General features: G+C 46.2%; 17 protein-coding genes. 8 read left to right on the top strand and 9 right to left on the bottom strand.

From position 1 onward, the window contains the following. Positions 1-78: 78 nt before the first annotated feature. The gene (ptrA, locus tag ACNA7P_RS08580) at positions 79-2,982 is read right to left on the bottom strand and encodes a pitrilysin (RefSeq protein ID WP_416258211.1); all 2,904 of its coding nucleotides are present in this window, start codon (positions 2,980-2,982) and stop codon (positions 79-81) included. A gap of 154 nt (positions 2,983-3,136) precedes the next feature. Between ptrA and ACNA7P_RS08585 the strand changes: the two genes are divergently transcribed. After that, the gene (locus ACNA7P_RS08585) at positions 3,137-3,349 is read left to right on the top strand and encodes a YheU family protein (RefSeq protein ID WP_416258212.1); all 213 of its coding nucleotides are present in this window, start codon (positions 3,137-3,139) and stop codon (positions 3,347-3,349) included. A gap of 61 nt (positions 3,350-3,410) precedes the next feature. Here the strand turns inward: ACNA7P_RS08585 and cysQ are convergent, their stop codons facing one another. Together cysQ and nudE are read right to left on the bottom strand one after the other, a co-directional pair. Next, a complete protein-coding gene (gene cysQ / locus ACNA7P_RS08590) occupies positions 3,411-4,226 on the bottom strand; it encodes a 3'(2'),5'-bisphosphate nucleotidase CysQ (RefSeq protein WP_416258213.1) in 816 nt (271 codons plus the stop codon). Positions 4,227-4,236: 10 nt separating this feature from the next. After that, a complete protein-coding gene (gene nudE / locus ACNA7P_RS08595; protein ID WP_416258214.1) occupies positions 4,237-4,839 on the bottom strand; it encodes an ADP compounds hydrolase NudE in 603 nt (200 codons plus the stop codon). Between the two features lie 65 nt (positions 4,840-4,904). Between nudE and yrfG the strand changes: the two genes are divergently transcribed. Both yrfG and sthA read left to right on the top strand, forming a co-directional pair. Then, entirely contained in the window at positions 4,905-5,576 is a 672-nt protein-coding gene (gene yrfG / locus ACNA7P_RS08600; protein ID WP_416258215.1) for a GMP/IMP nucleotidase, read from the top strand. A gap of 59 nt (positions 5,577-5,635) precedes the next feature. Further along, positions 5,636-7,045, top strand: coding sequence for a Si-specific NAD(P)(+) transhydrogenase (sthA, locus tag ACNA7P_RS08605; protein ID WP_416258216.1), 1,410 nt, complete (start codon positions 5,636-5,638; stop codon positions 7,043-7,045). Here sthA and envZ read toward each other — a convergent pair. The 3 genes from envZ to greB all read right to left on the bottom strand — a co-directional run bounded on the left by envZ (position 7,020) and on the right by greB (position 9,685). Further along, positions 7,020-8,330, bottom strand: a complete 1,311-nt coding sequence (gene envZ / locus ACNA7P_RS08610) for a two-component system sensor histidine kinase EnvZ (protein ID WP_416258217.1) — start codon at positions 8,328-8,330, stop codon at positions 7,020-7,022. The genes sthA and envZ overlap by 26 nt on opposite strands. 11 nt (positions 8,331-8,341) lie before the next feature. Then, complete coding sequence (gene ompR, locus ACNA7P_RS08615) at positions 8,342-9,067, bottom strand: two-component system response regulator OmpR (RefSeq protein ID WP_416258218.1); 726 nt, start codon at positions 9,065-9,067, stop codon at positions 8,342-8,344. A 141-nt stretch (positions 9,068-9,208) separates the two neighbouring features. Continuing rightward, on the bottom strand, positions 9,209-9,685 hold the full coding sequence (gene greB / locus ACNA7P_RS08620) for a transcription elongation factor GreB (RefSeq protein ID WP_416258219.1): 477 nt from the start codon (positions 9,683-9,685) through the stop codon (positions 9,209-9,211). 206 nt (positions 9,686-9,891) lie between these two features. On the opposite strand from greB, the gene csrA reads away from it, so the two are divergent. From csrA to ACNA7P_RS08635, 3 genes are all read left to right on the top strand, one after another. Further along, complete coding sequence (gene csrA, locus ACNA7P_RS08625; protein WP_416258220.1) at positions 9,892-10,077, top strand: carbon storage regulator CsrA; 186 nt, start codon at positions 9,892-9,894, stop codon at positions 10,075-10,077. Positions 10,078-10,219: 142 nt separating this feature from the next. Next, the gene (locus ACNA7P_RS08630; protein WP_416258221.1) at positions 10,220-12,574 is read left to right on the top strand and encodes a Tex family protein; all 2,355 of its coding nucleotides are present in this window, start codon (positions 10,220-10,222) and stop codon (positions 12,572-12,574) included. A gap of 24 nt (positions 12,575-12,598) precedes the next feature. Then, on the top strand, positions 12,599-13,516 hold the full coding sequence (locus tag ACNA7P_RS08635; RefSeq protein WP_416258227.1) for an AEC family transporter: 918 nt from the start codon (positions 12,599-12,601) through the stop codon (positions 13,514-13,516). On the opposite strand, the gene ACNA7P_RS08640 is transcribed toward ACNA7P_RS08635, so the two are convergent. After that, complete coding sequence (locus ACNA7P_RS08640; protein WP_416258222.1) at positions 13,463-14,464, bottom strand: acyl-CoA desaturase; 1,002 nt, start codon at positions 14,462-14,464, stop codon at positions 13,463-13,465. The genes ACNA7P_RS08635 and ACNA7P_RS08640 overlap by 54 nt on opposite strands. Positions 14,465-14,605: 141 nt before the next feature. Here ACNA7P_RS08640 and fabR point away from each other — a divergent pair, with 141 nt between their 5' ends. Both fabR and ACNA7P_RS08650 read left to right on the top strand, forming a co-directional pair. Beyond that, positions 14,606-15,235 carry an HTH-type transcriptional repressor FabR gene (gene fabR / locus ACNA7P_RS08645; RefSeq protein ID WP_416258223.1) on the top strand — a complete coding sequence of 210 codons (630 nt, stop codon included), beginning with the start codon at positions 14,606-14,608 and terminating at the stop codon, positions 15,233-15,235. Next, positions 15,222-17,249, top strand: a complete 2,028-nt coding sequence (locus tag ACNA7P_RS08650; protein ID WP_416258224.1) for a S9 family peptidase — start codon at positions 15,222-15,224, stop codon at positions 17,247-17,249. The genes fabR and ACNA7P_RS08650 overlap by 14 nt, the downstream gene beginning before the upstream one ends. A 22-nt stretch (positions 17,250-17,271) precedes the next feature. Here the strand turns inward: ACNA7P_RS08650 and ACNA7P_RS08655 are convergent, their stop codons facing one another. Both ACNA7P_RS08655 and ACNA7P_RS08660 read right to left on the bottom strand, forming a co-directional pair. After that, entirely contained in the window at positions 17,272-20,055 is a 2,784-nt protein-coding gene (locus tag ACNA7P_RS08655; RefSeq protein WP_416258225.1) for a putative bifunctional diguanylate cyclase/phosphodiesterase, read from the bottom strand. Between the two features lie 170 nt (positions 20,056-20,225). Then, the coding region (locus ACNA7P_RS08660) for a phosphoenolpyruvate carboxykinase (ATP) (RefSeq protein ID WP_416258226.1) at positions 20,226-20,654 on the bottom strand (429 nt) is incomplete at its 5' end.

Raw genomic sequence — 20,654 nt, forward strand, 5'->3', positions numbered from 1 at the left:
TAACTACTATGCTTGCCTGCTCCTATAAGGAAGTGCTTACCCAAAGCGCTGCGCTAGCAACGCTATATTCGCAAGATCTTAGTTTGTAGCTTGCGCTGCGCTCCAAGCAGATAAATCATTAATAAGGGTAGCACCCTCGAGCACCCCAAACTCTTCCTCAGCAAACTTAGAACCACGCATTTGAATTAACACACGCGCTCCCCCACCATCAAGAATCATGCTCTGGTAAAAGCGCTGTACGTCTAGCAAAGTTATACCGCGCAATGCATCAGCTAATTGCTCTTGGCTATTAAATTCATAGCGCTCATTTGCCCAATCACCACTATAACGGCCAGCTTCTTGCGCCAAGGTTGACGGTGGCTGTAACAAATCGGTTAGTACACTGGTACGCACTTGCGCAAATTCTTCTTCCGTTAAGTTACTAATGCGTTCTGCATAATCTATGCGGAACTGCTCGAAGCGCTCCAGTAGGTATGCAGGGCCTTGCACTGGACTTTGAATGTAAAAACCTACGCCCGAATAATCATCAAGATTAATGCGTGTAACCCCAACTGCATAACCAAGTTGATCTTCGGTACGCAGTTCGGTAAAGAAGCGATTATGCATCATTTCTTCGAGCATCATTACGTGCGCCCGCTGTAAAGTGGTTTTCTCAGGGCTTAACCAAACATCAAGAATTGCTGTATCTTCCAGGGTTAGGTTATCGTTCCAAGTTAAACGCAACTGTGCAGTTGGTTCTACAATGGGAGCTCGGGCATATTCCACCGTTGCATCCACACCCACTTGCTCTGCTACTCGTTGTGCTAATGCAATCGCATCGGCATCACTGTAATTACCAAAGGCAAAAGCTCGCACCAAATTACCAACTAATAGGCTATCACGCAGTTCCAATAGCACATCTTGGTTTACTTCATTTAGCGCGGCGAGCTGTTCTTGATAGCCAGCCGTTGGTAAGCGCATAATTTGGTTAAACGCCGGAAATAGCTGCTGTACGGGGAACTGCAGGCGCTGATTTTGAATGCTACGGCGTAATCTATCTACCGATTGTGCAATCGCATTCGGCGATGGTTCAAACCCTGCGAAGCTATTAAGTACTCGCTCCGCTAACTGCCCTTGCTTATCATTAAAACCACTTAGCCGGAGGGTTAAGCCGTTATTTGCTGATAAACGAAAGCCAGTACCAGCAATCGAAGCCTCGCGCGCTAACGCTTGCTGCGATAAATTAAAGGTATCCATTAACACCTGCAGCGCCACCCGCTCTTCTAAGGTAAGCGCAAACGTAGGCTGGAACATTTGTACTGTTACTTCAGCACGTGGCTCAGCAAAACGATCACTGCGCTTTAACCACACCGAAACACCATTTTCATTGAAAATTTGCTGCGGTTTACCATGCACCGGTTCGGCAACCAACGATAAATCCTCTGGGAATAAGGTATTTGCTGAAGGCAGAGTAACGATGTAATCACTCGCCGCAGTTTGCCAGTTGGCATAATCTTCCGCGCTAATCGGATCTACACGGTAATTGCCATCGAAAAAGTACATTTCTTGATCGGTTTCTTCTTGCGGAGAAACAAACCATACCCGCAAGTTGTCGGTGGTTAATTGCGCCAGCACCCGATCTACCTTGGCAGGATTATATTCTTCTAACCGATACGCGTGATCAATCACATGATTGAATGGATAATACAGCAGGTTCGCTGCTAACGACGTAGCGTAATTAAACGCACCCGTGCGGCGCAAGAAGGTGAACTCGTTGTGCAGAACCGTGGCGAGTTCTTCATGGTAGGCTTTATCAATGCCCTGCTCACGAATTTGTGCAATGTAGCTCAACAATACGCCTACGATGGTATCGCGATGTTGCATGCCTGCTTCGGTTAAAGTTACCGCAATTTGAAAGCGGCCAGCATTGCCATAGGCATTTGCGCTAGCACCGGCACCTAAGCCTTCAATCCAGCCAAGTTCGCGGAACAGTGCCGCAGGTGTGCCTGGCATTTCCGAGTTAATCAAATGCGCAACTAAACGATTCGGTTGGGCTAAATAATCTTCCATATTGTTCTCGATGGTAAAATCGAGCATTACCTGGCGCATTTCCATTTGCGGCTGGTAGTAAATTTTTTGCTGTAGTTGTTCTGCGGTAGCTGCCGGCACATCAATACTTGGCACTTCTGCATTATGATTTGGAATATCCGCAAAGGCTTCACGAGCAAGTAGCTCAAGCTCATCTAATGAACGATTACTTACAATACTCGCGGTCATTAAATTAGCAGAGTAATAGCGCTCATAAAACGCCAGCATTTCATCGTGTAACTTGCTGCCTTCTTTATCTGAAAGCGTTTCATTGTTACCAATCCGGAAGCGCGCAATAGGATGCTCTGGGTTCAGCAAAATATTATTCAAGGCAAATAAGATAAAGCCATCTGAAGCTCTGCGCATGCTCCACTCAGAATCTACCGCATTTACTTCTTTTTCTGCATATTCAGGGTAAAACTTCGGTGCTTTAAAGAAATCAGCGAATCGATCTAAAGCTTCTGGCAACGCATCATTGTTCACTTCAAGCATGTAATTGGTGTGATCATCCGCAGTATAAGCATTGTGCATACCACCATGCTGCGCCATGAATTCACCATATTCATCAGGGTCTGGGTACTTCTCTGTACCCAAGAACAACATATGCTCAAGATAGTGCGCCAACCCTAGCTGCTCATCGGGATTTTGCATGCTGCCCACGGCTACCGCCAGTGCGGCGCCTGATTTCTCAGCTTGGGCATCGCTTACCAATACGATACGAATGCCGTTCTCAAGCTCTAAAGCACGGTATTCACGGCTATCGTTGGGGCTAATAAATACGTGTAGTGGATCTACAGTTTCGGCCTCGGGTACTGGCGAAGGCTGACAGCCTGCCAGTAGCACACCTGCCGTTAGCACGAGCGCTACTGCTCGTATGGTTTTGGTGGCAGCAATCGCTGCTTTTAGCGTAAACATAGGCATCCTGTTGTGGTGGTGGTAATAATTACTTACTTTAATTGCTATTATTTGTTGTGAAGTAGCTATTATTCTCGTCTAAACTACATCGCGCAATGCATTGGCAGCATTATGTGTGGTTTATTTGTAACTGAATGTTAAAAAAAGGTGAGAAATGGAAATCCCATACCGAGAAATCGAGCCAGATACGCTTACTCAGTTAATTGAGTTCTATGTGTTACGGGAAGGAACCGATTATGGCGAAGTAGAAAAAAGCTTAGCCGACAAAGTGCAGGATGTACGCCGGCAACTAGAAAATGGCGATGCAAAAGTTGTGTATTCAGAGCTACATGAATCGGTAAATATCGTTACTCGCAACGAGTTTTAATTGCCGTAAAGCGCTAATGAGAAAGAATGAGCAATAGTGAGCAATAGTGAGCAAAAAACCTCTACTTTAGCGGTGCCGGAAACACGCGGCGCCAATCAACAGCAGGATCGCCTAACACTATAAAATCCGGATTGCCGGTATCCGCAGTTTGGTTGTATCCCAAGGGTTGGAAATGCACATCAACCAATTGCCCGCCGGCCTCTTTCACTAATACTTCAGCAGCGCCTGTATCCCATTCTCCGGTTGGCCCGATGCGAAGAAAAACATCGGCACTACCCTCAGCCACTAGCGCGGATTTCAATGCGCAACTGCCGGTATGAATAATCTCTAATGGTTGCACCGAATCATATCGGCTGAGTATGCGCGCCTCTGGTTGGCGCCTACTTAAGGCTACTACAAGCGGATCTGTTTGCGGGTTGCGCAGTTGCCGAACGTGGATTTGCTCCACCTTATTTGCCGCTACGCGAAAAGCGCCTGCTTGATGAACCGCATAATACAATTTATTTTCGGTGGGCCAAGCAATCATTCCTAGCACTGGCATGCCGTTCTCGATAAGCGCAATACTTACCGCAAAATCACCACTACCCGCTACAAATTCTTGTGTGCCATCCAATGGATCCACCAGCCAATAGCGTTGCCAATTACGGCGAACTTGCCAAGGCTGAATCGCTTCTTCAGAGAGTACTGGCAAATCGGGGGTAAGCTTTTGCAAGCGCTTTACCAACAAATCGCTGGCTGCATAATCAGCAGAAGTTACCGGTGAATCATCTATTTTTGCGAAAGTAGTAAAATCGCCCTGCTCATACTCTTGCAACAATAGGGCAGCAGTTTCCAACGCGATATCGCTAAGTGGGCTGATGAGATCGCTGTAATTCATAATTGCCCCCTTATCGAACTGTTGCCGAAGTTGCAGCTGCAGCAGATTTTTTCCGTTGTAGCCACCGCTGCATCAGCAGTAATGCCGCCACACTGCGCGCTTCGGTAAAATCATCTTGCGCTAACAATTCATCGATTTTACTAACCGACCAAGGCACAATTTCGAGAGGCTCAGGTTCATCTCCCGCAAGCTTTTCTGCGTAGAGGTTTTCACCAATAAAGAGGGTCATGCTGGCTGAGAAAAAAGCGGGCGCCATAGATACTGATTTCAATTCGATAAGCTCGTGCGCACCGTAACCAATTTCTTCCTTTAGCTCGCGAACAGCTGCTTCTTGAGCGGTTTCGCCTGGATCAATTAAGCCCTTAGGAAACCCTAACTGATAGTTATGCAGACCGGCAGCGTATTCGCGCACCAGTAACATGGTGTTATCATCTAGCATAGGAACCACTAATACCGAGCCACGCCCGCTGCCTTGCATGCGTTCATACTGGCGTAATTCACCATTGCTAAACTTTAAATCAATTGCTTCAATGCGAAGCAGCCTACTTTTCGCTACAATCTTTCGCGAAAGGATAGTGGGAACTTGCTTTTCTTGCAGTGGTTTCGATGACATGCAGATACCAAAAGTTACGTTCTAACACCCTAACCATACTACGAACTTATAAACGGGGAAAGCCCATGCTTGATTGGTCTAACATTGATACTGTATTACTTGATATGGACGGCACCCTGCTCGATTTGCGTTATGATAATCACTTCTGGAATGAAGCGTTAAAATTACACTTTGCTGAGCACCACCAAATCAGCGTGAGTGAAGCAGAGTTATGGCTGCAAAATGAATTCAAAAAAGTGGCCGGCACCCTCAATTGGTATTGCTTAGATTACTGGGAACAAAAACTGGCACTACCCATTCGCGAGCTAAAAAATCGTACAGCCAACCTGATTGTGATGCGCCCCGATACCAGTGCTTTTTTGCAAGGCTTGCAGCAGGCAGAAAAAGATGTGGCGTTAATTACTAATGCTCACCCAGATGCTTTAGCATTGAAAAATAAGCATGTTCCGCTGCAGCAACTATGCCCGCAGCAGTTTTCTACTCATCAATTTGGTTATTGCAAAGAGTTCCAAGAGCTATGGCAAGGATTACAAGCCGAGTTTCCTTTCGATCCCAAACGCACCCTGTTTATTGATGATGGCGAACATATTCTTGATAGTGCGCGCGAGTTTGGTATTCAGCACACCGTTGGTATTGCCAACCCTGATAGCGGGCTTGCTGCAAAAAAATTCTCACGGCATATGGCTATTAGTTCCTTCACCGAGCTAGCACTACCATTCAATGCCAAGGCGCAATAAGTTAAGATAAGCACTGAGCATTTCGTTTATGCGTGATTATATTCAGTATGAGGAAAACCATGGCAGCACAACATCATTTTGATTCAGTAGTTATTGGCTCTGGTCCTGGCGGCGAAGGTGCCGCTATGATGCTGGCAAAGCGTGGGCAGAAAGTGGCTATTATTGAGGCCGAACGTAAGCTCGGCGGGGGCTGCACTCACTGGGGCACTATTCCTTCAAAAGCATTGCGGCACGCCGTAAGCCGTTTAATTGAGTACAATGCTAGCCCGTTATTCTCACGCCAACAAATGCCACATCGGTTGATGTTCTCGGAAATACTCGATTATGCAGAATCCGCGATTCGCAAACAGGTAAAGCTGAGAAGTTCGTTTTATGAACGCAATTCAGTAACGGTGATTCATGGTATCGCCCGCTTTTTAGATGAGCATCGCATGGAAGTGCAACATCCGGATGGTTCTATTGAAACTATTCGGGCCGATAATTTCGTGATCGCCACGGGCTCTCGGCCTTATCATCCGCCGAATGTAGATTTCGATCATCCACGCATTTACGATTCCGATAAAGTGCTATCGCTCAAGCATGATCCTAAGAGTATTATTATTTTTGGCGCGGGCGTAATCGGCTGTGAATACGCGAGTATTTTCCGTGGCTTGGGCGTGAAAGTTGATTTAGTAAACATGCGTGAGCGATTGCTTTCATTTTTAGATACCGAATTTTCCGATGCGCTAAGCTATCACCTACGCAATAACGGTGTAGTGATTCGCCACAACGAAGATTTTGCCAGTATTACCGGCCGCGAAGATGGTGTGGTGTTAGAAACCAATTCAGGTAAACGTATTTTTGCCGATTGTCTGCTCTTTGCTAATGGCCGTTCAGGCAATGTGGAAAAACTAAATCTCGATGCGGTAGGGCTTACACCCAACCATCGCGGCCAGCTTGAGGTAGATGAAAACTATCGTACTCATGTGCCGCACATTTATGCGGTAGGCGACATTATTGGTTACCCCAGTTTAGCGAGCGCAGCCTATGATCAAGGGCGCTTTGCCGCCACTGCTCTAATTGATGGCGAGTGCGATAATAAACTAGTTTCTGATATTCCCACGGGCATCTACACCATTCCGGAAATTAGTTCTGTGGGTGCTACAGAAGAGGAGCTTACGGCAGCAAATGTGCCTTATGAAGTGGGCCGCGCCCAGTTCAAACATTTGGCACGAGCCCAGATCGCGGATACCATGGTGGGTAGCTTAAAGCTGCTGTTTAATCGTGATACCAAGGAACTGCTTGGGGTACATTGTTTCGGGGAACGCGCCTCAGAAATTGTTCATATCGGCCAAGCGATCATGGAACAAAAAGGCGCGGGCAATACCATTGAGTATTTTGTGAATACCACCTTCAATTACCCCACCATGGCCGAAGCCTACCGAGTAGCCGCATTAAATGGTCTTAATCGCTTAGCTCCTGGGCAATAGGATACCGAGGAAAGGTAACTTTAATATTAAGCCCGCCGGTTGGTTCATTGCGGGCTTCTATTTTACCTCGGTGCATTTGCGCAAACCGTTTTACAATAGCTAAACCTAACCCTGTACCTTCCTCACTGCGGGCTGTGTTGCCGCGCGTAAACGGCTCAAACATCGCATCAATTTGAGCTTCTGGAATACCCTTACCGTGATCGCGCACACTAAACCAAACATGCTCCTCATCGAAGCTAGCACCGCTAGTAATGGTGAAAGGTTCACTACCATAGCGTTTAGCGTTCACAATCAAATTGGCAATAATGCGTTTCACGGCAATAGGCTGTAACTCAATATCGGGTATCGGCGCCAAGTTCAACTGAATTAAATTCTTATCCACATACTGCGCCGCGTTTACCACATCTTCAATTAATTCGTTTAGGTTGCAAAACTCAAAACCCACTCGCTCGCTCGCACGGGCAAAATCGCTGAACTGAGCAAGAATGCTGTTCAAATCATCGATATCACTAATAATACCTTCCACTAACGGATCAGTTGGGTTCATCAGTTCTGCGGCTAAGCGAATACGGGTTAAGGGGGTTCGTACATCATGCGAAATACCCGCCAGCAATAAGGCGCGATCATCATCAACATGGCTCATACTGCGGGTCATACGGTTAAATGCGCGGGTAACGGCTTGTAATTCACTGGCACCGCGCTCTGGTAGGTGTTGCGGTAGCTCGCCATCCACCATTTGCTCGGCAGCATAACGTAATTGTTGTAATGGCCTATTCAAGGAGCGCGCAAACCAAGCCGCGCCAGCAACACTAATAAGGCCGATTAACAATAAAAACAAAATGAGTGGCGAGAAACGGCCTTCATCAATATAAGCCAAAGGTACCCGTAACCAGCTTGGGTTGCTCGGCGTTTGCACCCAAATATACATTCTATCTTGAGTACCCACACGCACGTCGGCTTGCTCGCCTAACGTGCTGTACACCATTTCTGATAAAAATAGATACGGCGTAGCTTGCAATAAACCACGTTGTTCCGCTTCCTCATAAGTGAACGATTCTACCCCACTTAACTCAGCAAAGCGGGTTTGTATGTGCTCATCGTCTTGTTGATTCACCCATTGCGCTACTAAGGTGTGGCGCGCAATTAAATAACTAAGTTGGCTTACCCCTGGCTTCACTACATAAATGGTGATTACCAAGTAGGTTAAAAATAGGTTCAGCAGTAATACCGTTGCAATCAGCAGCATTGTTCGAGAAAAAGCTGTGCGCGGGAACATCCATTTCATTCGCTAAAACCTTATTGGGCCGCTTGGCCGTCTGGAACAAATACGTAGCCCAAGCCCCAAACCGTTTGAATATAGCGAGGCTTAGAGGCATCTGTTTCAATCATTCGGCGTAACCGTGAAACCTGCACATCAATACTTCGTTCCAGTGCGCTGTAATCTCTACCCCGCGCTAAGTGCATCAGCTTGTCGCGTGATAATGGTTCTCTTGCATGCTTCACTAAGGCTTTTAATACGGCGAATTCGCCACTAGTTAGCGGTAATAATTGATCGCCTTTGCGTAACTCTCGGGTAGATGTATTAAAAAGAAAATCACCAAAGCACACATCATCACTTTCTGCCGTAGGCGCTCCAGGCACTTCCCGTTGCTGGCGTTTCAGTACTGCCTTTACTCGCGCCAGCAGTTCTCGCGGATTAAATGGCTTGGCGAGATAATCATCAGCACCGAGCTCTAGGCCATGAATTCTATCCATCTCACTGCCTTTCGCTGTGAGCATAATAATCGGTATATTATTGCCTGCTTCGCGTAAGCGTTTACAGATCGATAGGCCATCTTCACCCGGCAACATCAGGTCTAAAACCATCAGGTGAAACCGTTCCCGTAATAACAATCTGTCCATCTGCTCGGCTTCGCCAGCGCTGCGCACTGCATACCCTTGCTCTTGCAAATAACGCTCAAGCAATGCCCGCAAACGCGCATCATCATCAACAACAAGTATCTTATCGTCTACTTCAGCCATTATTATTCCTTTCTTATTTGGCTATGCTCTTTTATTTCATGAGGCTCTAACGCATGCTGTATTATTCATGCACCAAGCAACCATGCGCAACTCACTTATCGTAAAACAACTATACCGCTTAGCGTTAGTTGCTACAAAGTGCTAATCTTTTTCATACCAGATTTTATTAATTAACCATACCTTCATACCGCTTGGTGTTTTCACCATAGCCTCATCATCAACTTCTTTCTTTAATAACGCCCGCGCCATCGGTGAATCAATCGATATGTAATCATTGCGATGATAAATTTCATCTGGCCCCACAATCCGTAAGGTTTTTTTATCGCCATCAAGGCTTTCTACCTCAACCCATGCGCCAAAAAAAACTCGACCATTCTGCTGGGCTGAATGGCTTATTACCTGTACATCTTCTAAACGTTTACGTAAAAACCGCAGGCGTCGGTCAATTTGCCGCAGAAGCTGCTTGTTATATTTATAATCAGCATTCTCAGAGCGGTCGCCCAAACTTGCCGCCCAAGCAACTTTCTTTGTTGTTTCAGGGCGTTCCGTTTTCCACAGATGATCAAACTCTTGTTTAAGTTGAGTATATCCTGCCGCTGTAATTAAATTAGTTTTCATTCTTTACTCATCTCAACTGCGACGCATCTTGTCGCATTGTTAAGGTTTCTGTTAACATGTGCTACGAATATCCGCTATGATCGAGTGAAATTCTCATTTTATTGATATAAAATCATAGTAATATTAACTAATAATCAATATTATATAATAATCTTAGTAGAAGAACCTGATTACAGGTCTGTCTCCTTTTTTTGAGGAATTTATAGATGCTCATTCTTACCCGCCGTGTTGGCGAAACGTTAATGATTAACGATGATATCAAAGTTACTGTGTTAGCAGTAAACGGTAATCAAGTAAAAATAGGCATCGATGCGCCAAATGAGGTTGCGGTTCACCGCGAAGAAATCTATTTACGCATAGCAGCAGAAAAGAACAACCCGCCAAGCGCTTAACGGTACTCTACAGGTTAAGCGTTTTTTATATCGCCACCCAGTGCATTGCTTAGTTCTCCCATGCTTTCTGGCGTGTTAATATCAGCAGCAAATTTATCTTTAACTATCACTGCAGTTTCAGCTGCAGAAATGGAAACGATGTATGTCTGCTGTTCGTTTAACTATAAGCCAAGTAATTGCTAACGAGCTATCGGTTCGTGAAGCCCAAGTTGCCGCTACTCTAAAACTTCTTGATGAAGGTTCTACGGTTCCTTTCATTGCACGCTATCGAAAAGAAGCCACTGGCGGCCTCGATGATACGCAACTACGTAACTTATCACAGCGGCTAAGCTATTTACGTGATCTCGAAGATCGCCGTGCGGTTATTTTAAAAAATATCGCAGACCAAGATAAGCTAACTCCTGAGTTGAGTAGTGCAATCCATGCTTGCTTATCAAAAACTGAACTTGAAGATCTATATCTCCCATATAAGCCGAAACGCCGTACCAAAGGGCAAATTGCCATTGCAGCAGGCATTCAGCCTCTCGCTGATATATTACTCACCACCAGTGGCGATCCAGATGCTCTAGCCAATGAATACATCAATGTAGATGCTGGCTTCGCCGATAGCAAAACGGTGCTCGAGGGCGCGCGCTTCATCCTGATGGAACAATTTGCAGAAGATGCGCAATTATTAAAAACGATCCGCGCCAAGCTGTGGCATGGTGCTGCATTAGAAACCGTTGTTGCGCCGGGTAAAGAACAGGAAGGTGCGAAGTTTCGGGATTACTTTGCGTATGCCGAGCCTCTGCACAAAGTACCTTCGCATCGAGCATTAGCATTACTACGTGGCCGCAACGAAGGCGTATTGCAGGTGCGCTTAAATGCTGACCCGCACCAAGATGAAAGCATTCGCACTAGCCAATACGAAGATATAATCAGTAATCATTTTAATCTTGATGTTGGTGATAGCGCTGCGGGTATGTGGCGCAAACAAACCGTACAATGGACATGGCGCGTGAAAATACTTTCGCGCATGGAAACCGATTTAATTGGCCAACTGCGTGAACAAGCAGAAACTGCTGCCATTGATGTATTTGCTAAGAACATGAAAGATTTGCTGATGGCGGCGCCAGCTGGCCCACGCATCACCCTCGGTTTAGATCCCGGGCTACGCACCGGAGTGAAAGCAACCGTAGTGGATAGCACAGGCAAACTATTGGCAAACTCCACAGTTTTTCCGCATGCCCCGCAAAACCAATGGGATAAATCACTACGCACGCTCGCCTCGTTATGCAAGCTCCACAAAGTAGAATTAGTTGCCATTGGTAACGGCACAGGTTCACGGGAAACAGATAAGTTAATCGCTGAGATCATGCAAAAACATCCCGAATTACCGCTTACAAAAATCATGGTAAACGAGGCTGGGGCTTCCGTATATTCTGCCTCTGAGCTGGCAGCGCTTGAGTTTCCGGGGCTTGATGTATCGTATCGTGGCGCTGTATCTATCGCTCGCCGGTTGCAAGATCCACTAGCAGAGCTGGTAAAAATTGAACCGAAATCTATCGGTGTGGGCCAGTACCAACATGATGTGAGCCAATCACAGTTAGCGGTAAGCCTAGATGCTGTTGTAGAGGATTGTGTAAACGCCGTGGGCGTGGATGCCAATACTGCTTCAGTACCCTTGCTCGCGCGAGTGGCCGGGTTGAACCGTAACCTTGCCCAGAATATCGTGAATTACCGCGATCAAAACGGTGCTTTTAAAAATCGGCAAGCATTTTTATCCGTACCGCGCATGGGGCCTAAAAGCTATGAGCAGGCAGCAGGATTTTTACGCATTATGGGCGGTGAAAATCCCCTTGATGGTTCTGCAGTGCATCCTGAAGCCTACCCGGTAGCGGAGCGAATTGCCGCAACGAACAGCCGCAAAGTAGCGGAAATCATTGGTGATTCAGGCTTTTTACATGGTTTAAAGGCACAAGATTATATCAACCAAGATTTCGGTGTGCCTACCGTGATTGATATCATTCATGAGTTAGAGAAGCCCGGCCGTGATCCCCGCCCTGAATTTAAAACTGCCGAGTTTAAAGAAGGGGTAGAAACCTTAAAAGATTTACAGATCGGTATGGTACTTGAAGGTGTAGTAACCAATGTAACTAACTTTGGCGCCTTTGTAGATGTGGGCGTACACCAAGATGGTTTAGTGCACATTTCGGCACTTGCGGAGAAGTTTGTTAGCGATCCCCATGAGGTAGTAAAGGCCGGTGATATCGTATCGGTGAAAGTGATGGAAGTTGATGCTGAGCGTAAACGTATCGCACTTTCCATGCGCTTAAACGATGCAGCCACAAGCACCGCAACCAATGCTCCTAGCGCACCTGCCAACCCTAAGCCTCGGCAAGGCAAAGAACGTAGCCATAGTGCCAAGAAAAGCGGCGGCAATAACAGCAAACAAAATAACCCTGCCCCGATTAATAGCGCCTTTGCTGAGGCCTTCGCTAAAGCTAAAAAACGATAACGAAAAGGTACCTTTGTGGAAGCAATGTTGCTGATATTGGCCTATTTGGCGATTGGTTTAGTGCTGAAACGCACCCATGTAATGCCGGTAAATACTGGGCAAGTACTAAACCAATATGTAATTAACGTGGCGGTGCCAGCAATGATTTTGCTGCACCTTCCGCATCTTGAAATCACGCAAGATGTGCTGCTTCCTGCATTAGTGCCTTGGTTGCTTTTTCCTATCTCTGTAGGCTTGGTGCTGCTGTTCAGTAAACTGTTGCGCTGGGAGCGCGAACTTACCGGCGCATTACTGATTGTTGTACCTTTAGGTAACACATCGTTTTTAGGCTTTCCTATGGTAGAGGCCTTTTTTGGTTCAGCTGGCCTACCCTACGCGGTAATCTATGATCAACTGGGCTCGTTTATCGCGTTAGCATTTTTTGCCACCTTGTTTGCTGCCATGTACAGCAATCGAGAAGAAGGCCAAAGTAAGCCCAGCCCCAGTGCTATTGCCAAAAAGTTTCTTACCTTTCCGCCCGTTATTGCGCTGGTGATCGCTATTTTATTTGGCATGCAACGCTATCCGGAAACACTACACACACTCATTAGCACCCTTGCGGCAACACTCGTACCGGTGGTAATGATCGCAGTTGGCTTTCAATTACATTTTCGAATTTTAAAAGAAGACGCGGTACCTTTCACGATAGCGATGTTGATCAAGCTATTCGTGTTACCGGCAATTGCTTTGGCAGTAATGATGGTGTTTTCGTGGCGTGGATTAGCTGCCCAAGTAACCGTACTTGAAGCAGCCATGCCATTTATGATTACCGGCGGTGCGGTAGCGATTAGCGCAGGATTAAAGCCACGCTTGGTGGCTTCGCTAGTTGGTTATGGTGTATTGGCAGGATTAATCACTCTGCCGATCTGGGCGTTGATTTTGCACGCGCAGTTGGGCTTGTAAATCCTCTAAAAGCGCATCGTACTGTGCTTCTAGTTTTTCGCGCAAGCGCTGTGCCATTGTTGACTGGCGGGTACTTAATCGCTTAATCGCCATTTCTAAACGTGCTTTTTTAATTTGGTAAGGTTTGGCTTTCTTTAAGTTTTTCGCTAAACCAAACCAAGCAAAAGTTTTAATTAACCATTTACTTGGATCGAAATGGTACCAGCGAATGCCATTGCGATAATCGCCCGAGAATATATGATGGAAGTTGTGGTAACCCTCACCATAAGTAAGGAATGCCAGAAAACCATTATCCCGCGCTGAGTTCTTATCTGTATAGGTTTGTTTGCCCCAAATATGCGCTAATGAGTTAATAAAGAATGTGGTGTGGTGGCCAACAACAATGCGCAAGAAACCCGCAAATAGTAACGCGCCCCACACATGGCCAATGGCAAAGCCAATCATCAACGGCACACCAATGTTCATAAAGAGTGTAAGCGGCAAGTAATACTTGTGCTGCCACATTACTATTTTATCTTTCTGTAAATCTTTCACGTTTGAGTAATCGTTGTAGCGATGCTCATGATACTCACGCAGCATCCAACCGATATGGGCAAACCAAAATCCGCGGGAAATGGAATACGGGTCTTTCTCATCGTGATCTACGTGCTTGTGATGCTCCCGATGATCGGAAGACCAATGCAATGCGCTATTTTGTAGTGCTAACGCACCGCCTAAGGCAAACAATAAACGAACGCTCCAGTGAGCCTCATAGGCTCTATGCGACCACAAACGATGATAGCCCGCGGTGATAGAGATGCCTGCATAAATAGCAAGCACGACAAATGCGATCAACAAGCTCCAGCTGAACCCTGCACTAATCAGGTACCAAGGCACACCGATAGCAGCAACAAGAAAGGTGATTGAAAAGAGGCTCGTATTCAGCCAAATAATGGGAGGTTTTTTCATATTTATACAACTTAAGCTAACACATGTACGCTGAATTTAGCTTTAATCACTTAAATAAGCAAGGGGCTTTGCAAAAATTGATCTAACATCTGTTCACTGATAAATTGTAAGGTTAATTACCTATTTGATGGAAAATGCGGCATGACAGGCATTCGGGCGAAACAAAAAGAGAAAACGCGGCGCGCATTAATTAATGCGGCATTGAACCAACTGGATCCACAAACATCATTTTTCAGTTTAAGCCTGCGAGAAGTAGCCCGCGAAGCAAATATTGCGCCCACTTCATTCTATCGCCACTTTCAAAATATGGATGAGCTTGGCCTTACCTTAGTAGATGAGGGTGGGCTTACTCTGCGCCAACTGCTGCGGCAAGCACGACAACGCTTGGCCGATGGCGGCTCGGTGATACGCATCTCGGTAGAGATCTTTATGGATTTCATTGCCAACAACCGCGGGGTGTTTCGATTGTTGTTACAAGAACACAGTGGTACTTCGAAAGAATTCCGCCTCGCTATCGCCCGCGAGATCGACCATTTCAAAGCCGAGCTTGCCGATTACCTTCTAAACGAACGAAAATTACCTGAGCATTTAGCGCGCTTACAAGCGGATGCAATGGTGCGTATAGTGTTCAGCATTGGCGCCGATGCGCTTGATTTATCCGCTACCGAACGCGCTGAATTAGCCGAAGATACTATTCTTGAGCTACGCATGATTGCGCGTGGCGCTACCGCATTACAAAAACCAAAAGGAGAATACCATGACCCGACTTAGTTTGTGGTTCGGTGTGTTTACCCTGTTATTTGCTGCGTCTTCCCAAGCAACAGCTCAACAGCGTGATATCACCTTAGAAGAAACAATTACCTTTCAACGTGTTACTCAAGCTGTTACTTCCAGTGATGGGAATTACACTGCATTCACTCGTTTTCGTGCGCGCACGCCTTATCAAGATGACGATGGCGCATCCTATAGTGAGCTGTTTGTGCGTAACGCCGCGGGCGAAGAAATCCCTTTCGTAACCGGAGACGTGCGGATTGGCCAAATCGCCTTTAGCGCTGATAATAAATTCATTTATTATCTTGCCAACCGAGCAGATGCAAAGCACCAAAGCCTTTACCGAGTGCCGGTAAATGGTGGTGAATCTACTTTATTTTTCCAACACGATACTGCCCTTAGTGGCTTCAGTGAAAGTAGTGATGGCCGTTGGATAGCCTTTACCGCCCGTGAAAAAGGCCCTGAAAAAGCTGAAGAACTCGCCAAAAAAGGGTTTCGTGCACAAGTATATGAAGAGCAAAGCCTAAAAACGCAAGTATGGTTACTTGATACGCAGAACAGAGATGAAGCTGCAGTATTAGTAGATATTAATGAGCATGTTCACTCCGTACAGTTCCGCCCTGGCCACGAACAGTTACTATTACGCGTAGCCCCTACCACGCTGGTAGATGACGACCTGATGCTTAGTAGCTATGCGATCTTCAAGGCAGATGGTGAAGAAGTGGTACGCTTCAGTACTAACGGTAAGCTCGGCCGTGCAGCATTTTCTGCCGATGGTTCGCAAATAGCCATTATTGGTGGTGAAGACCAGCATGATCCTGCTACTGGCCGCTTATTCATTGGCGATTTGAATGATGGTAGCGTGCGTGATTTAGTGCCTAACTTCCTAGGCCACGTGCAAGACATTATGTGGCGCAGCAATAACGAACTGGTTTGGTTAGCAGATATTAATGTAGAAACCGAAGTTCGCGCTACCCAATTGCGTAACAACCGTACGCGCACTCTAATAGAGCAAGGCCAAGGCATTATCAGCCGCATTACCAGCATTACCAATGATGGTGCATTAACACTAATTGGCCACAGCCCTGCGCATCCGCCAGAGGCATTTAAGTATGCCGATAATAGCCTTACGCGTTTAACCGATTCAAACCCATGGCTTGCCGATGTGCGCCAGCCTCGCCAAGTGGTAATTAACCACGAAGCGCGAGATGGTTTAGAGCTGCAAGGTATTTTAGTGTACCCGCATGATTATCAAGAGGGCCAACAAGTTCCAGTAATCATGAACATTCATGGTGGGCCTGAGGCACACATTCGCAATGGCTGGAACGATCGCTACTCAAGCCCAACTTGGTTTGCTGCACAGCAAGGTTTTGCAACCTTCTTTCCAAACTATCGTGGCAGCACTGGCCGCGGTGTTGAATTTAGTAAGCTGGGCCAAAACGATTATGCTGGCAAAGAATTTGATGACATCGTAGATGCGAAAGAGCATTTAGTAACGATTGGCCTCGCCGATCCTGATCGGGTTGGTATCACCGGTGGTTCCTATGGTGGTTACGCTTCGGCTTGGGGTGCTACCAAGCAAACGGAGCATTTTGCTGCTAGCGTTATGTTTGTTGGTATTTCCAACAACCTATCGAAATTCGGCACCACCGATATTCCTAACGAAATGCACTTAGTGCATGCTCGCAGCTACCCGTGGGATAAGTGGCAATGGTATTTAGAGCGCAGCCCTATTTATTGGGCGGAACAAGCACGTACACCTATCTTAATTATGCATGGTGCTGAAGATACCCGTGTACACCCAAGCCAATCGATGGAGTTGTATCGTTACTTGAAAGTACACGGCAATGTGCCTGTGCGCCTAGTGCTGTATCCCGGCGAAGGGCATGGTAATAGCCGCGCTGCTTCACAGATGGATTATGCATTGCGCTTAATGCGCTGGATGAACTTCTACTTAGTTGAGCAAAATGAAGGGATTCCAGAGCACGAGTTAGCGCACGCTGAACATCTATAAATAACTCCGGTTATGTGCGCTCCTAAAAGCTATCACGCTCATTTAGGAGCGCCATTAACTCAGCGAGTGGCATTGGCTTAGCAAAATAAAACCCTTGCATATAATGACAGCCAGATTCCTCTACAAACTTCACCTGCTCAGCAGTTTCCACCCCTTCTGCAGTAACTTCGATACTTAACTGAGTGGCCATTTGTATAATCGATTTTGCTATCGCTGCATCATGAATATCGGTGGTTACATCTGTAATAAACGCCCGATCGATCTTCAATATATTTACTGGCATGCGTTTTAGGTAGGATAAACTGGAGAAGCCAGTGCCAAAATCGTCGATGGAAATATGGAAGTTCTTTTTGTGTAACGATTCCAACAACCTAATCGCCCGCGTGGAATCTTCCATTAATACGCTTTCAGTTAGTTCTAAATGCAGTTTTTGCGCTGAAAATCCCGTTAAATTCAGGGTGTGGGTAAGTGATTCAACGAAGTTTGCGCGATTAAATTGTACGGCTGATAAGTTCACGGCAACCGACAGATCGCCATATTCCTGCAAGCGAATACCATCTTCACAGGCTTGCTGCACTACCCAAGCACTAATCGGGATGATTTGTCCGGTATCTTCGGCAAGAGGAATAAACTCTGCTGGCGAAACATAACTGCCGTCTTCTCGTTGCCAACGCAGCAACGCTTCCACCCCTACAATCTTGCGATCACCGCAGCGCACCAACGGTTGATAAAACAGCTTTAGCGCCCCTTGCTCAAGTACATGCTGCAGCTCATTACGCAAGGTTACCGATGAATGGAAGCGCTCACTAATCTCTGCTGTGTAGAACTGATAATGGTTTCTACCTTGCCGCTTCGCCTGATACATGGCCATATCAGCATGCTGAATAAGCTGTTTGGCATCAATCGGGCTTTGGCTTGTGGTAGTAATGCCTATACTCGCCGTTAGATATAATCGATATTGCTCAATATGATAAGGCTGCGCGATAGCCAATAAAATCTCATTTACTAAATCGGTAAGGGGTTGCTTCTTATCAATATCTGGAATGAGCACAATAAACTCATCACCACCAAACCGACCCACCAAGGTATTGTTGCGCATACAACGTTGCAGCCGCAAAGCGGTTTCGCGCAACAGTTTATCGCCCACCTGCAAACCTAAACTATCGTTTACTGGTTTGAAGCCATCTAAATCAATAAAGAGTACAGCGATCTCGTTTTTATTACAGATACACTGTTCACAAAATTGCTGCAAGCGTTCTTCGATCACCACCCGGTTCACCAACCCGGTGAGTGAATCATGGGTAGCTTGCAGCTGTAATTGGCGGCGCTGGGTTCGCAGTATTTGCCCACGCTCTATACTAATAACCAGAAATGCACAGAGTAATAGGCCGCCAGTAATAACCACCACGTACAGGTTTGCAGCTTTACGTAATTCAACTTTACCCACATGGAACCCGTGCAATTCAGCACCTTCAACGTACGGAATCTGCATCGGTATTGAATAGTGGTACAAGCTTGCAGGTGGCCGCATAAATACCTTTTCAACTTCAGTACCTTCACCATCACTGCGCAGCATATAGTTGCCAGAGAGGCTAGCGTATGTATGCAACAGCTTCTCATTCATCGACATAATTGGATTCACAAAACTAGCGAAATCAAAAATCGCCACCACATAGCCGTAATGCTGATCCTCCAAGCCAGTTTGAAAATCATTGGCGGAACGCTCATCCCGAGCAAATAATGGCAAGCGCACCAAAATAACGGTTTGCTCTGCAGCACGAATACTCTCATGGGGAACCAAAACCACAGGCAATGTTTGTGCATCTTTAAATGCAGCCAATACATCCGGTGTACCAAGCATCCAATAATAACTAGTGGCCGTGGCTTTATAATCTTCAAACACCAACTCATGCTCAGTATCAGTAACCAGAATCGAGAGCAGCTGTGGAAGATCACGTTGGTAATGCTGCACATCGAGTTTAGAAAACTCTATGCGTTGCTCCTCGGGAACATATTGCCAGCGCGTAGCCAACCTCTGAATTAAGTTTATGTTTTCTAATGATACTGCCTCGCGCTTTTGCACCGCCTCGTGCATAGCGCCAATCACTTGGCTTTCAATGCGGCGCACTTCCGAACTAGCCAAAGCAAACCACATGGCGCACACGATGCTAACGCTAACTACCATAACCGCAAACGAGGCTGGCCTCGGTAAACTCTCAACCCCTGCACCATGATAAGAACCGAGCAACAGCGCAATACCAGACATGGTTAACAACAGAACGCTAATGCTCACCACCATTGGGTGCGGCCCCAACCAGTTATAAGCGCCGTTATACCAAGTTAACACAAGATAAAATAAACCAAAAATTACCGCTACATAGCCACCAAACCGCCATAATAAACGCCGTTTACCAACCGACATGCCCAGCATTAAGCACAAACCGAATACCAGAACAATTAATGTGAGTGGCCAATATAAACTGGCTTTTAAGGTGAGAGCTCCAACGCTATAGATATCACTGAGTAAACCTGTACTGGTGAACACCGAATACGCAGCCGCTAAAAATATCAAGCCTCCCATCCCTGCGCGCAGAAAATGATGACCACGAATTGCAGCATACAGGCCAACGCCTATAAAAAATGAAACCAATGATGCATTCAAGGAAAGAACTTGGGTAAGCGGTTGCTCAGATGGCAACGCAATAATCAAGGCTACACCCAACACACCGGTAACAATTGCTGCGGTGATAATGGTGTACAAAGCGGCGATAGTAGCGGTGTTTACTGTGTATAGGTGTTGCTTCACATAAAAACCATATTGTTATTATTTTGTTGTAATTGTATGTAGTTTTATCACTTAGGTCAAAAATGCTTTGCGTTATCACTCAACGTTAACGCGTTGATTTATCATGATAAAAAATAAGCCAGCAAATCTGCTGGCTTATTTACATTCAAAGTTAATAGTAGTTAGAGCGCTTAGCCCAATTGCGGGCCCGCAGCTACTAAGGCTTTACCTTCTTCGTTATCGGTAAACTTCGCAAAGTTCTTCACGAAACGAGTGGCCAAATCCTGTGCCTTTTTATCCCACTCAGCAGGATCTGCATAAGTATTACGCGGGTCTAGGATACTACTATCCTCAACACCCGGAAGCGCTTGTGGAACCGCTAAATTAAAATATGGCAACTCAATAACTTCCGCGTGCTCAATGCTACCATCAAGAATAGCATCAATAATTGCGCGCGTTGCTTTAATAGAAATACGCTTGCCTGTGCCGTTCCAGCCTGTGTTCACTAAGTAAGCTTCCGCGCCCGCATCTGCCATACGCTTCGCCAAAACTTCTGCGTATTTAGTAGGGTGTAAACTAAGGAACGCCGCACCAAAACATGCAGAGAAAGTTGGTGTTGG

Source organism: Aliidiomarina sp., from assembly GCF_047920995.1.
Lineage (GTDB): Bacteria > Pseudomonadota > Gammaproteobacteria > Enterobacterales > Alteromonadaceae > Aliidiomarina.

What these genes read in the sequence shown, in the direction of transcription:
- ompR (WP_416258218.1), bottom strand. Translation starts at nt 9,067, where the DNA reads ATGGCTGAAGTAGACGATAAGATACTTGTTGTTGATGATGATGCGCGT.
- greB (WP_416258219.1), bottom strand. Translation starts at nt 9,685, where the DNA reads ATGAAAACTAATTTAATTACAGCGGCAGGATATACTCAACTTAAACAA.
- nudE (WP_416258214.1), bottom strand. Translation starts at nt 4,839, where the DNA reads ATGTCATCGAAACCACTGCAAGAAAAGCAAGTTCCCACTATCCTTTCG.
- sthA (WP_416258216.1), top strand. Translation starts at nt 5,636, where the DNA reads ATGGCAGCACAACATCATTTTGATTCAGTAGTTATTGGCTCTGGTCCT.
- ACNA7P_RS08585 (WP_416258212.1), top strand. Translation starts at nt 3,137, where the DNA reads ATGGAAATCCCATACCGAGAAATCGAGCCAGATACGCTTACTCAGTTA.
- ptrA (WP_416258211.1), bottom strand. Translation starts at nt 2,982, where the DNA reads ATGTTTACGCTAAAAGCAGCGATTGCTGCCACCAAAACCATACGAGCA.
- fabR (WP_416258223.1), top strand. Translation starts at nt 14,606, where the DNA reads ATGACAGGCATTCGGGCGAAACAAAAAGAGAAAACGCGGCGCGCATTA.
- csrA (WP_416258220.1), top strand. Translation starts at nt 9,892, where the DNA reads ATGCTCATTCTTACCCGCCGTGTTGGCGAAACGTTAATGATTAACGAT.
- yrfG (WP_416258215.1), top strand. Translation starts at nt 4,905, where the DNA reads ATGCTTGATTGGTCTAACATTGATACTGTATTACTTGATATGGACGGC.
- ACNA7P_RS08635 (WP_416258227.1), top strand. Translation starts at nt 12,599, where the DNA reads ATGTTGCTGATATTGGCCTATTTGGCGATTGGTTTAGTGCTGAAACGC.
- ACNA7P_RS08640 (WP_416258222.1), bottom strand. Translation starts at nt 14,464, where the DNA reads ATGAAAAAACCTCCCATTATTTGGCTGAATACGAGCCTCTTTTCAATC.
- cysQ (WP_416258213.1), bottom strand. Translation starts at nt 4,226, where the DNA reads ATGAATTACAGCGATCTCATCAGCCCACTTAGCGATATCGCGTTGGAA.
- envZ (WP_416258217.1), bottom strand. Translation starts at nt 8,330, where the DNA reads ATGAAATGGATGTTCCCGCGCACAGCTTTTTCTCGAACAATGCTGCTG.
- ACNA7P_RS08650 (WP_416258224.1), top strand. Translation starts at nt 15,222, where the DNA reads ATGACCCGACTTAGTTTGTGGTTCGGTGTGTTTACCCTGTTATTTGCT.
- ACNA7P_RS08630 (WP_416258221.1), top strand. Translation starts at nt 10,220, where the DNA reads ATGTCTGCTGTTCGTTTAACTATAAGCCAAGTAATTGCTAACGAGCTA.